12 protein-coding genes are annotated in these 12,745 nt (G+C 65.2%); 7 read left to right on the top strand and 5 right to left on the bottom strand.

All coding sequences use genetic code 11. The annotated features are described in order from the left end of the window. The 5 genes from POF53_RS22975 to POF53_RS22955 all read left to right on the top strand — a co-directional run. The coding region (locus POF53_RS22975) for a DUF5924 family protein (protein ID WP_498969577.1) at positions 1–1,037 on the top strand (1,037 nt) is incomplete at its 5' end. Between the two features lie 185 nt (positions 1,038–1,222). Next, the gene (locus POF53_RS22970) at positions 1,223–2,347 is read left to right on the top strand and encodes an ABC transporter permease (protein WP_498969575.1); all 1,125 of its coding nucleotides are present in this window, start codon (positions 1,223–1,225) and stop codon (positions 2,345–2,347) included. Beyond that, entirely contained in the window at positions 2,344–3,129 is a 786-nt protein-coding gene (locus tag POF53_RS22965) for an ABC transporter ATP-binding protein (RefSeq protein ID WP_232855481.1), read from the top strand. The genes POF53_RS22970 and POF53_RS22965 overlap by 4 nt, the downstream gene beginning before the upstream one ends. Before the next feature lie 3 nt (positions 3,130–3,132). After that, complete coding sequence (locus POF53_RS22960) at positions 3,133–4,071, top strand: MlaD family protein (RefSeq protein WP_050703215.1); 939 nt, start codon at positions 3,133–3,135, stop codon at positions 4,069–4,071. Next, positions 4,068–4,682, top strand: a complete 615-nt coding sequence (locus tag POF53_RS22955; RefSeq protein WP_254463871.1) for an ABC-type transport auxiliary lipoprotein family protein — start codon at positions 4,068–4,070, stop codon at positions 4,680–4,682. The genes POF53_RS22960 and POF53_RS22955 overlap by 4 nt, the downstream gene beginning before the upstream one ends. On the opposite strand, the gene POF53_RS22950 is transcribed toward POF53_RS22955, so the two are convergent. The 5 genes from POF53_RS22950 to POF53_RS22930 form a co-directional block, all read right to left on the bottom strand. Next, positions 4,664–5,893: a nucleoside recognition domain-containing protein gene (locus tag POF53_RS22950; RefSeq protein WP_203649090.1), complete on the bottom strand. Its 1,230-nt coding sequence runs from the start codon at positions 5,891–5,893 to the stop codon at positions 4,664–4,666. The two genes, POF53_RS22955 and POF53_RS22950, sit on opposite strands and share 19 nt — an antisense overlap. Positions 5,894–6,101: 208 nt before the next feature. Beyond that, positions 6,102–7,436 carry a glutamate/aspartate:proton symporter GltP gene (gltP, locus tag POF53_RS22945; RefSeq protein WP_050703212.1) on the bottom strand — a complete coding sequence of 445 codons (1,335 nt, stop codon included), beginning with the start codon at positions 7,434–7,436 and terminating at the stop codon, positions 6,102–6,104. Between the two features lie 738 nt (positions 7,437–8,174). Continuing rightward, entirely contained in the window at positions 8,175–8,645 is a 471-nt protein-coding gene (locus POF53_RS22940; RefSeq protein WP_203649092.1) for an inhibitor of vertebrate lysozyme family protein, read from the bottom strand. Positions 8,646–8,650: 5 nt separating this feature from the next. After that, positions 8,651–8,812, bottom strand: coding sequence for a DUF1328 domain-containing protein (locus POF53_RS22935; protein WP_008092060.1), 162 nt, complete (start codon positions 8,810–8,812; stop codon positions 8,651–8,653). A 39-nt stretch (positions 8,813–8,851) separates the two neighbouring features. Further along, positions 8,852–9,136, bottom strand: a complete 285-nt coding sequence (locus POF53_RS22930; protein WP_186712192.1) for a hypothetical protein — start codon at positions 9,134–9,136, stop codon at positions 8,852–8,854. 391 nt (positions 9,137–9,527) lie between these two features. On the opposite strand from POF53_RS22930, the gene algB reads away from it, so the two are divergent. Next, the gene (gene algB / locus POF53_RS22925; protein ID WP_254463870.1) at positions 9,528–10,874 is read left to right on the top strand and encodes a sigma-54-dependent response regulator transcription factor AlgB; all 1,347 of its coding nucleotides are present in this window, start codon (positions 9,528–9,530) and stop codon (positions 10,872–10,874) included. Continuing rightward, positions 10,871–12,649, top strand: a complete 1,779-nt coding sequence (locus POF53_RS22920; RefSeq protein ID WP_254463869.1) for a KinB sensor domain-containing domain — start codon at positions 10,871–10,873, stop codon at positions 12,647–12,649. The genes algB and POF53_RS22920 overlap by 4 nt, the downstream gene beginning before the upstream one ends. The last annotated feature ends 96 nt before the right edge of the window (positions 12,650–12,745 follow it).

Raw genomic sequence — 12,745 nt, 5'->3', positions numbered from 1 at the left:
TTTCCTGTTGTAAACCCATGCCCCCGATCCCCAGCTTCATCCTGCGCATCATCGAGCTGCTCAAACGCTATCCTGGCATCATCGCGCTCTACGGTTTCCTCTCAGGGATCGGCAGCTTCATCCTGGTCGACCGCCAGGCCGGGCTGGCCAGCTGGATCGCCATCGTCATGCTGGTCAGCTGGATCTGGCTGATGCTGGAGAACACCCTCACCGAGCTGTTCGCCCGCACCTTCAAGCGCGAGATCCCGCAGCCGCTGCTGCGCTTCGCGACGCAGATGATCCACCAGGAAAGCCTGTTCTTCGTCCTGCCGTTCTTCTTCATCACCACCACCTGGAACAGCGGCCAGCTGATCTTCACCGGCCTGCTCGGCGCCGCCGGGCTGATCTCGATCGTCGACCCGCTGTACCACAAATGGCTGGCGCCGCGGCGCTGGCTGTTCCTGGCGCTGCACACCCTGACGCTGTTCGCCGCGATGCTCACGGCGCTGCCGATCATCCTGCACCTGACCACCGCGCAGAGCTTCAAGCTGGCGCTGATCGCCGCCATGGTGCTGTCGTTCCCAAGCCTGGCCAGCAGCTTCCCGATCAACAACTGGCGCCGCGGCGTGGCCCTGGTGCTGGTGACCCTGGCGGTCGGCGGCGGCGGCTGGCTGCTGCGTTCCTGGGTGCCACCGGCCACGCTGTGGATGACCGATGTGGCGATCAGCACAGAAGTGCTCAACCGCCAGCCGGGCGCCTCGCTGGACGAAGTGGCTGCCAGTCGCATCCGCAGTGGCGGACTGTACGCCTATACCGCCATCAACGCGCCCCGTGGCCTGAACGAACGCATCTACCATGTGTGGCAGCTGGACGGCAAAGAGGTCGACCGCATCGCCCTGGATATTCACGGTGGGCGCAAGGAAGGCTACCGGGCCTGGACCCACAAGCAGAACTTCCCGGCCAATCCGGTGGGCAAGTGGCAGGTGAGGGTGCTGACCGAGGACGGGCAGGTGATCGGGGTGTTGCGGTTCAAGGTTGTGGACGACACCGCCCGCTGAAAAAACCCTGTAGGAGCGGCCTTGTGCCGCGAAAGGGCTGCGAAGCAGCCCCAGGATTTCAGCGTCAAGGCAGAAATTGCCGGGGCCGCTTCGCAGCCCTTTCGCGGCACAAGGCCGCTCCTACAGGAATGCGGCCCGCTGCGCTATGATCAGCCTCTATGCCCTCAGTCAGACGCATGGAGCCTATGACCGTCCCGAGCGCCACCCTGGACACCACCGAGCAGCCCTCGCGCCTGCGCATCGTCGGCGACTGGACCCTGGCCCACTACGCCAGCCTCAAGCGCGAGTGCGAGCGTCTGGGCAGCCAGTACGGCGATGACACCCAGGTCGACCTCAGCCAGCTGGGCCGCCTGGACACCGCCGGCGCCTCGCTGCTGGCCGAGCTGCTGGGCTCCGAGCGCCTGTCGCGCTGCACCGACGAACTCCCCGACGCCAGCCGCGCGCTGCTGAAGAACGTCTACTGCTCGGTGCAGGACTACTGCATCCCGGTCAAGGAGCCTGAGCAACCGGTGCTGCTCCTGCTGCTGGCGCGCATCGGCCGCGCCGTCGACCAGCTGTGGCAGGACACCAACCAGGTGCTGGGCTTTATCGGCCTGATCCTGCAGACCCTGTTCCTGCGCCTGTTCCAGCCGCACCGCTGGCGTGTCACCCCGGTGGTCGCGCACCTCGAGCAGACCGGCCTGGACGCCGCGCCGATCGTCGCCTTGCTAACCTTCCTGGTGGGCGCGGTGGTGGCCTTCCTCGGCGCCACGGTGCTGGCCGACTTCGGTGCGACCATCTTCACCGTCGACCTGGTGGCGTTCTCCTTCCTGCGTGAATTCGCCGTGCTGCTGACCGCCATCCTCATGGCCGGTCGCACCGCCAGCGCGTTCACCGCGCAGATCGGTTCGATGAAGGCCAACGAAGAGATCGACGCCATCCGCACCCTGGGCCTGAACCCCATCGAACTGCTGGTGGTGCCGCGGGTACTGGCGCTGCTGATCGCGCTGCCCCTGCTTACCTTCGTCGCGATGCTCTGCGGCATGATCGGCGGCGCGGTGGTCTGTGCCCTGACCCTGGACATCTCACCGGCCATGTTCCTCTCACTGCTGCAGAGCGACATCGGCGTGCAGCACTTCCTGGTGGGCCTGGCCAAGGCGCCGTTCTTCGCCTTCCTGATCGCCGCCATCGGCTGCCTGGAAGGCTTCAAGGTCAGCGGCAGCGCCGAGTCGGTGGGCGCCCACACCACGTCTGCCGTGGTGCAGTCGATCTTCGTGGTGATCGTGCTGGATGCGGTGGCCGCGCTGTTCTTCATGGAGATGGGCTGGTGACTGAAGCCGTGATCGAAGCCCGGGGCCTGTGCAACCGCTTTGGCAGCCAGAGCGTGCACGAGAACCTCGACCTGGATCTGTACCGCGGCGAGATCCTCGCCGTGGTCGGTGGCTCGGGCAGCGGCAAGTCGGTGCTGTTGCGCAGCATCGTCGGCCTGCGCCGGCCCAACGAAGGCACGGTCAAGGTGTTCGGCCAGGACCTGGCCACCCTCGACGAAAGCCAGCGCTCGCTGGTCGAACGCCGCTTCGGCGTGCTGTTCCAGAAGGGCGCGCTGTTCTCCTCGCTGACCGTCACCGAGAACGTCGCCCTGCCACTGATCGAGCATGCCGGGCTGTCGCGGGCCGACGCCGAGCACCTGGCCGGGGTCAAGCTGGCCCTGGCCGGGCTGCCGATCAGCGCCGCCGACAAGTACCCGGCGTCGCTGTCCGGCGGCATGATCAAGCGCGCCGCCCTGGCCCGCGCCCTGGCCCTGGACCCGGACATCCTGTTCCTCGACGAGCCCACCGCCGGCCTCGACCCGATCGGCGCCGCCGCCTTCGACCAGTTGATCCTCACCTTGCGCGATGCCCTGGGGCTGTCGGTGTTCCTCATTACCCACGACCTGGACACCCTCTACACCATCACCGACCGGGTGGCGGTGCTGTCGCAGAAGAAGGTGCTGGTGGCAGGGCCCCTGGCCGAGGTCGAGCAGACCAACGACCCCTGGATTCACGAATACTTTCACGGCCCGCGTGGCCGGGCGGCCGAAGACGCCGCCCTGCGCGCCCGCCAGGAGCGCTGAACGATGGAAACCCGAGCTCATCATGTCCTGATCGGCCTGGTCACCGTGCTGGTGGTGGCCGGCGCCATGCTGTTCGGCCTGTGGCTGACCAAGTCCAGCGTCGACGACGCCTTCAAGGACTACGAAGTGGTGTTCAACGAGGCGGTCTCCGGCCTGTCCCGCGGCAGCCCGGTGCAGTACAACGGCATCAAGGTCGGCGACGTCAGCAGCCTACGCCTGGACCCGAAAGACCCGCGCCGGGTGCTGGCCCGAGTACGCCTGAGCGGCGATACGCCGGTCAAGGAGGACACCCAGGCCAAGCTGACCCTGGCCGGAGTGACCGGCAACTCATTCATCCAGCTCAGCGGCGGCACCCCGCAGAGCCCCGAACTCAAGGGCAGGGACGGCAAGCTGCCAGTGATCGTCGCCTCGCCCTCGCCGATCTCGCGCCTGCTCAACGACAGCAGCGACCTGGTGACCAACATCAACCTGCTGCTGCACAACGCCAACCTGATGTTCTCCGAAAGCAACATCGAACGCCTGAGCAACACCCTGGCCAATCTCGAGCAGACCACCGGCGCCTTCGCCAGCCAGAAGGGCGGCATCGCCGACGCCATCGAGCAACTGGCCCAGGTCGGCAAGCAGGCCAACGCCACCCTGGCCGAAACCCAGGCGTTGATGCGCAATGCCAACGGCCTGCTCGGCACCCAGGGCAAGCAGGCCATCGGCAGCGCCGAGCAGGCCATGCAGTCGCTGGCCGAAAGCACCGCCACCATCAACAGCCTGCTGCAGGACAACCGCCAGTCCCTGGACGACGGTGCCCAGGGCCTGAACCAGATCGCCCCGGCGATCCGCGAACTGCGTGAGACCCTCAATTCGCTCAAGGGCATCTCCCGGCGCCTGGAAGCCGACCCCAGCGGCTACCTGCTGGGCCGCGACAACAACAAGGAGTTCCAGCCATGATCCCGTCGCTGCGCCTGGCCTTCGCCGCCGCCACGCTGAGCCTGGTATCGGCCTGCTCGATCCTGCCACAGAGCGAGCCTGTGGATATCTACCGCCTGCCGGTGAACCAGTCGGCCCGCGCCGCCGCGCCGCTGGACTGGTCGCTGCGCCTGAACAAGCCGCTGGCCAGCGAAGCCCTGGCCGGGCCGCGTATCGCGGTGATCCCCCAAGGTGACGTGATCAGCAGCTACAAGGGCGCACGCTGGAGCGACCCGACACCGATGCTGGTGCGCAACCGCCTGCTCGACGGTTTCCAGCGCGATGGCCGGGTGCAGCGCCTGAGCGCCGATGACAGCAACCTGCAGGCCGACTACGAGCTGGGCGGCGAGCTACAGGCCTTCCAGAGCGAATACCGCCCGGGCGGTGCGGTGGAGGTGGTGATCCGCTACGACGCGCGGCTGGTGCAGGGCCGCAGCCAGCGCATCCTCGCGAGTAAACGCTTCGAGGTGCGCCAGGCGCTGGGTGAACAGCAGGTGTCAGCGGTGGTCGCCGGCTTCGGCGCGGCCAGCGACCAGCTGGCGCGCCAGGTGATCGACTGGACCGTCAGCCAGGCTCAGGCGAAGAACCAGTAGCAGACGAAGATCGCCGCGATCACCCCGGCCAGCTCGGCCAGCAGGGCGCAGCCGACGGCGTGGCGCACGCGCTGGATGCCGACCGCGCCGAAGTACACCGCCAGCACGTAGAAGGTGGTCTCGGTGCTGCCCTGGACGGTCGCCGCCACCAGCGCCGGGAAGCTGTCCACGCCTTGGGTCTGCATGGTCTCGATCAGCATGGCCCGCGCCGCGCTGCCGGAGAACGGCTTGACCAGCGCGGTGGGCAGGCCCTCGACGAAGCGGGTGTCCAGGCCCATCCAGGTCACCGCGTGACGGATGCCGTCCAGGGCCAGCTCCAGGGCGCCCGAGGCACGCAGCACGCCGACCGCCACCAGCATCGCCACCAGGTAGGGCAACAGGCTCTTGGCCACGTCGAAGCCCTCCTTGGCGCCCTCGACAAAGGCCTCGTACACCTGAACCCGCCTTAATGCGCCGATCACCAGGAACAGCATGATCACACCGAACAACGTCAGGTTGCCGAGGATCGACGACAGGCTGGCCAACGCGGCCGCCGACAGCGTGCCGAGGAAGGCCATGAAACCACCCAGCAACAGGGCGCCGGGAATCAGGTAGGCGAGCACAACCGGGTCCCACAGGCGCAGGCGCTGCATCACCGCCACCGACAGCAGGCCGACCAGGGTCGAGCAGCTGGTAGCCAGCAGGATCGGCAGGAACACCATGGTCGGATCGGGCGCGCCTTGCTGGGCGCGGTACATGAAGATGGTCACCGGCAGCAGGGTCAGCGACGAGGCGTTGAGCACCAGGAACAGGATCTGCGCATTGCTTGCCGTGGTGCTGCTGGGGTTGAGCTCCTGCAGCGAACGCATGGCCTTCAGGCCGATGGGCGTGGCGGCGTTGTCCAGGCCCAGGCCGTTGGCGGCGAAGTTCATGGTGATCAGGCCCAGGGCAGGGTGGCCGGGCGGCACTTCCGGCATCAACCGGGCGAACAGCGGGCCGAGGACCTTGGCCAGCCATTCGACGATGCCGGCCTTCTCGGCGATCTTGAGGAAGCCCAGCCACAGGGTCAGGGTGCCGAACAGCAGGACCATGACCTCCACCGACAGCTTGGCCATGGCAAAGATGCTCTCGACCATCGCGGCGAAGATGCCGGCGTTGCCGCCCACCAGCCATTGGGCCAGGGCGGAGATGGCCGCCACCAGGAAAAAGCCGAGCCAGAGGCCGTTGAGCATCCGTGTGTTCCCCCGTGAAAAATGCCCGAATGATAGCGCAATCGCCGCGCCCTCTGTGGGAGCGGGTTTACCCGCGAACACCGGCAAAGCCGGTGCCAGCCACCGAGTTGTCTGCTTCGCGGGTAAACCCGCCCCCACAGGACCCGATGCGCCACAAAAGAATGCAAAAAGCCCCGACAAGTCGGGGCTCTTCGCTCAGCTCAGTGGCTTACTGGTTGACGGTCTTGCCCGCCACCACAGCCTCTTTCTTGCCTTTTTCCAGCACCAGCGACTGGTAGTACGCCGCGCCTTTCTCGGCGTCGTACATGCCCTGCCACTTGGCGATGACCACCGCAGCCAGGGCGTTGCCCACCACGTTCAGCGCGGTACGGGCCATGTCCATGATGCGGTCGACACCGGCGATGAAGGCCAGGCCTTCCAGCGGAATACCCACGCTGCCCAGGGTGGCCAGCAGTACCACGAAGGACACGCCCGGCACGCCGGCGATACCCTTGGAGGTGACCATCAGGGTCAGCACCAGCAGCAGCTGCTGGCTCCAGGACAGGTCGATGCCGTACAGCTGGGCGATGAAGATCGCCGCAATGCTCTGGTACAGGGTCGAGCCGTCGAGGTTGAACGAGTAGCCGGTCGGTACCACGAACGAGCAGATCGACTTCGGCGCGCCGTACTTCTCCATCTTCTCGATCACGCGCGGCAGCACGGTCTCGGAGCTGGAGGTGGAGTAGGCGAGGATCAGCTCGTCCTTCATGATGCGCATGATCTTGATGATCGAGAAGCCGAACACGCGCGCCACCAGGCCCAGCACCATGAAGGCGAAGAAGGCGATGGCGAAGTACACCAGCAGCACCAGCTTGGCCAGTGGCAGCAGGGAGGCAAAGCCGAAGTTGGCGACGGTGGCTGCGATCAGGGCGAACACGCCGATCGGGGCGTAGTTCATGATCATGTGGGTGACCTTGAACATGGTCTCCGACACGCCCTGGAAGGTACGCACCAGCGGCTCGCGCAGGTCGGCGTTGAGGCTCGACAGGCCCATGCCGAACATCACCGAGAAGAAGATGATCGGCAGCATCTCGCCACGCATCAGCGCCGCGAAGATGTTCGACGGGATCAGGTTGAGCAGGGTCTCGATGAACGCGTGCTCATGCTGCACCTCGGCCGCGGTGGCCTGGTACTTGGAGATGTCGACGGTGCCCAGGGTGCTCATGTCGATGCCGGCGCCCGGGTGGAACACGTTGGCCAGGACCAGGCCGACGACGATGGCGATGGTGGTCACCACCTCGAAGTAGATGATGGTCTTCAGGCCGATGCTGCCCAGTTTCTTCGCGTCGCCAACCCCGGCGATGCCCACGATCAGCGACGAAATCACGATCGGGACGACGATCATCTTGATCAGGCGAATGAAGATGTCGCCGGCCGGCTGGAGGACGTTGCTGATCCACCATGCCTTTTCTGCACTGAAATGATTCAGTAGCGCGCCGACTGCAACGCCCAGCAACAGACCAATCACGATCTGCCAGGCGAGGCTCAGTTTTGCCTTCTTCATGTCATTACCCTTTGTTGTAGTGGTCACGGGCACCGGCCGAAAAGGCGCATGCCAGAGCGGCTAAAAGCCATTCCGGTTGCGCCGGGTCGGTCCGGCGTCCCACTGTAAGGACACCGCGAGCGAACATTGCTGGCGCTCGGGCCGAGGAAAAAGGCGGCAACTATTGCGACGTGGGGAGGGGCAGTCTAATGCCGGAAACGACTACCCTATGCCGAATCGGCATGAGACCGGAAGCCAAAATCGGGCATCGCCAAGCCCTTGATTTTCAACGTTCGGATTTCCGAACAAGACCAAAGCGCCATTTTTAGGCCGATTTGGCAGTAGGACAGAAAGGTGTGAAGTGGCGTGTTCGACAATCCGAATGGCTGAAATGCCACACGAGCTGACCTGTCGGACAACTGAAAATATTTCGATATACGGTAGCGACAAAATGTGTCTGAAGTAAAAAGTCGCTCGTATTAAAGGAAGAAGTCCTACAGGCGCTTCGGAAGCCAGATCGGTCACATCGTCCTGTTCGGACCCAACCGACCTGCAACTTCCGATGCCACCCTCTCCTGACCCGGCCCATGACGGAGGCACTCCCTGTACCCCTAGGCCACTGCGACCCTGAAACAGTCAGAGCGGCCCGGCCCCTTGGTCATGCGCCACCCCTCCTCGGGGCGGCGCATCATAGAAGCCTGAAAGATAAAAAGGTTCAGCTTCTATCTAGTGACACTATTTACAGTGCGCGACCGCTGGTCAGTACCAGTTCGGGTCACGCTTGAGCTGCTCCTGCAGCAAGGCCTTCATGCCCTCGTCCGGCTTGCCCAGCCAGCGGTAGTTGGCATGGCGGGTCGGCGACTTGTCGGCGGGCAGGCCTTCGGGCACTTCCACGAGCATGCCGTAGGCTTCTTCCTTGTCCCAGCTGAAGGCCACGATCATGCGCTTGTAGGTGCAGTTGCCTTCGGACTCGCACAACGGCCCGACCAGGTACTGGTCGCCGTCCTCGGTCACCGCCGACATCTGCTGCGCCGAACTGCCGCTCAGGTTGATCACCCACTCGGGCAGGCGCTCCTCGTTCTTGAGGGTCTTCTGCCAGGTTTTTTGGTATTCGGGGTCCGAGCCGAGCAACTGGTTGGCCCGGACCTGGCCGTCATTGGCCGCCAGCGCCGTCGCGCCGCTGCCCAGCAGCAGCGCGACAACCAGGGCCTTGGGGAGCATCCTGCTCATGGTCATCAACCTCTGCCGCGGCCGAAGAAGAAAGAGGCGACGAACAGCACCAGGAAGACAATGAACAGGATCTTCGCGATACCGGTCGCGGCGCCAGCGATGCCGCCAAAGCCCAGGACTGCGGCGATGATGGCGATGATCAGGAAGGTGATTGCCCAACTAAGCATGATGTTTCTCCTTTTCTTGTGCGAAATCGGTCGATGGCGTCAGAACACCCAACGCTCCTCGGGCTGGACGCGCTCGAGCACGGCAGGCGCGGTGTCGGCACTGGGCAGCGGCTCGGCGGCCTTGACCAGGGTGGTGGCATGGGTGGCCCGCATTTGCGTCAACAGCGCGGTCTGCACCGCCACCTGCTCGGCCAGCCGGGCGGTCTGCCAGCTGTGGTAGAACAGGCCTGCCGCCAAGGTGAGCAGCAGGGCCATGCCGAGGAACAACAGCTGGTGCAGGGGGACTACAGCGCTCTGCGTACGATTGTCTTGGGGGCGATTCATGCCGGCTCCTCCTGCTGTGCTTGTTATCCATTCTGCAAAGGTCATTGCAGCCTGCATGCCAGCCTTAACGCACAACAAAAAATCCTTTTAAATCAGGAAGATATGAAATTCACCCAACTTGATGAGGGACGTATCCTGCACGATGCACCGCAATCGGGCCGTGCGTTTTGCACGACTCGGCCTTCGGCCAGTTCATAGCGATGCCTCCACTCCAGGCCCTCAGATCGGGCTAGCAGCCGATTGCCCGTTATCAACTTCATATTTATCAGCCGCTTAGCCATCATGAAGGCATGCGGCTAGCATGCATGGAGTGGAATCAATCAGAATCGACCATGCAACTTGCCCGATTTTTCCGACACTAATTGAGATCAATCCCAAAGGAGCGCAGGAAATGGAATCAGCCCAGGACAACCAAGGCCGCATTCTGCTGGTGGACGACGAGTCCGCCATCCTGCGTACCTTCCGCTATTGCCTCGAGGACGAGGGCTACAGCGTGGCGACCGCCAACAGCGCCGCCCAGGCCGAGACCCTGTTGCAGCGCCAGGTGTTCGACCTGTGTTTCCTCGACCTGCGCCTGGGCGAGGACAACGGCCTGGACGTGCTGGCGCAGATGCGCATCCAGGCACCTTGGATGCGGGTGGTGATCGTCACCGCCCACTCGGCCATCGACACCGCGGTGGATGCCATCCAGGCCGGCGCCGCCGACTACCTGGTCAAGCCCTGCAGCCCCGACCAGCTGCGCCTGGCCACCGCCAAGCAGCTGGAGGTGCGACAACTGTCGGCGCGCCTGGAAGCCCTGGAAGGCGAGGTACGCAAACCCAAGGACGGCCTGGACTCCCACAGCCCGGCGATGATGGCGGTGCTGGAAACCGCGCGCCAGGTGGCGACCACCGACGCCAACATCCTCATCCTCGGCGAGTCGGGCACCGGCAAGGGCGAGCTGGCCCGTGCCATCCATGGCTGGAGCAAGCGGGCGCGCAAGGCCTGCGTGACCATCAACTGCCCCTCGCTGAATGCCGAGCTGATGGAGAGCGAGCTGTTCGGCCACACCCGTGGTGCCTTCACCGGTGCCAGCGAGAGCACCCTGGGGCGGGTCAGCCAGGCCGATGGTGGCACGCTGTTTCTCGACGAAATCGGCGATTTTCCCCTCACGCTGCAACCGAAACTGCTGCGTTTCATCCAGGACAAGGAATACGAGCGGGTCGGCGATCCGGTCACCCGTCGGGCGGACGTGCGGATTCTGGCGGCCACCAACCTCAATCTCGACGAGATGGTCCGCGAGAACCGCTTCCGTGAAGACCTGCTGTACCGGTTGAACGTCATCACCCTGCACCTGCCGCCGCTGCGCGAGCGCAGCGAGGACATCCTGACCCTGGCCGACCGTTTCCTGGCCCGCTTCGTCAAGGAATACTCGCGCCCGGCCCGCGGCTTCAGCGACGAAGCCCGGGCCGCGCTGCTCAACTACCGCTGGCCGGGCAATATTCGCGAACTGCGCAACGTGATCGAACGGGCCAGCATCATCTGCCCACAGGAATGGGTGGAGATCAGCCACCTGGGCATGGCCGAGCAGTCCGTCAGCAACGCACCCAGGGTCGGCGCGGCGCTGAGCCTGGATGAACTGGAACGCGCCCATATCGGCGCGGTGCTGGCCACCAGCGACACCCTCGACCAGGCGGCCAAGACCCTCGGCATCGACGCCTCCACCCTGTACCGCAAGCGCAAGCAGTACAACCTATGAAATGGCCGATGAAGCTGCGCACGCGGCTGTTCCTCAGCATTTCGGCGCTGGTCACGGTAGCCCTGCTGGGGCTGATGCTGGGGCTGTTCAGCGTGCTGCAGATGGCAGCCCTGCAGCAGCGCGTGGTGCAGGACACCACCCACACCCTGGAGCTGGGCCTGAAGCTGCGCCAGAACCTGGGTGAGCAACTGAACCTGATCCTCGACGAGGACACCGTTCCGACCAGCCTGGTGAACTTGCAGGAGCAGTTCCAGACGCTGCTCAAGCAAGGGCTGGAGCAAGGCGGCGAGCGCACCGGCTTCAGCAAGGCCGCCAGCAACTACCAGGCGTTCGTCCAGGCCTACCGGCAGAGCCCCGCACCCGCCCGCAGCATGGGCGTGGACCAACCCCTCGGCGCCACCTTCAACCAGGTCCGTACCGACCTGCTGGACTCTCACCGCCAGGCCCTGGAGCACATCGCCCGCAGCGAGGAGAAAGCACGCGACCGCGCCCTGCTGATCAGCGGCTTGCTGGGGCTGATGGGCCTCACCGTGCTGGTGCTCGGGTTCATCACCGCGCACAACATCGCCCGCCGCTTCGGCCAGCCGATCGAGGCGCTGGCCAAGGCCGCCGACCAGGTCGGCCAGGGCAATTTCGACGTCACCCTGCCGGTGACCCAGGCCACCGAGCTCAACCAGCTGACCCGTCGCTTCGGCCTGATGGCCGATGCCCTGCGCAAGCACCAGGCCACCAACATCGACGAACTGCAGGCCGGCCAGCAGCGCCTGCAGGCAGTGCTCGACAGCATCGACGACGGCCTGCTGATCATCGATCGCCAGGGCCGCCTGGAACACCTCAACCCGGTGGCCCAGCGCCAGCTCGGCTGGGACCCGAGCCGGCTCGGCGCAAGCCTGGCCGAGGCCCTGCAGCGCCCGGAGCTGGAGAAGCAGCTACGCCAGGTGCTGCGCGGCGGCAGCCTGGACCGCCCGCCGGACGACCTGAGCCTGGAGGTGGATGAGGAAACCCGCCTGCTGACCTACAGCCTGACCCCGGTCAGCCACCCCGAGGGACCGATCCTCGGCGCGGTGATGGTGCTGCACGATGTCACCGAACAGCGTGCCTTCGAGCGGGTACGCAGCGAGTTCGTGCTGCGCGCCTCCCACGAACTGCGCACGCCGGTCACCGGCATGCACATGGCGTTCGGCCTGCTGCGCGAGCGGGTCAGTTTCCCGCCCGAGGCGCGGGAAAACGACCTGCTCGAGACCATCGCCGAGGAGATGCAGCGCCTCACCCAACTGATCAACGACCTGCTCAACTTCTCTCGCTATCAAAGCGGCCTGCAGAAGCTGGAGCTGGCCCCCTGTGCCCTCGACGAACTGTTCGAGCGCGCCCAGGCACGCTTTGCCGAACAGGCTTCGGGCAAGCAGATCGAGCTGGTACGCGAGCTGGAACCGCCGCTGCCGCGTATCCAGGCCGACGTCGCGCAACTCGATCGGGTGCTCGACAACCTGCTGCACAACGCCATCCGCCACACCGGCAGCGGCGGGCGCATCCGCCTGCACGCGCGGCGCCACGCAGAGCGGGTGATCATCAGCGTCGAGGACAATGGCGAAGGTATCGCCTACGGCCAGCAAGGGCGGATCTTCGAGCCGTTCGTGCAGGTCGGGCGCAAAAAGGGCGGGGCCGGCCTGGGCCTGGCGCTGTGCAAGGAGATCGTCCAGCTGCATGGCGGGCGGATGGGGGTGTTCTCACGGCCAGGGCAGGGCACGCAGTTCTATATGGCCTTACCGGTCTGACAGACATTTTCGGTGGGAGCGGGTTTATCGGACCGCCGCACCGCCGCGAACACCGGCGAAGCCGGTGCCAGGCACCGCGCTGGATTCTTCGCGGGT

Origin of the sequence: Mitsuaria sp. RG (genome assembly GCF_028369275.1) — a bacterium.
In the GTDB taxonomy this organism is placed as follows: Bacteria; Pseudomonadota; Gammaproteobacteria; order Pseudomonadales; family Pseudomonadaceae; genus Aquipseudomonas; species Aquipseudomonas peradeniyensis.
The sequence above is the reverse complement of the archived record's forward strand: the minus strand, read 5'-3'. Positions and strand labels throughout refer to the sequence as shown.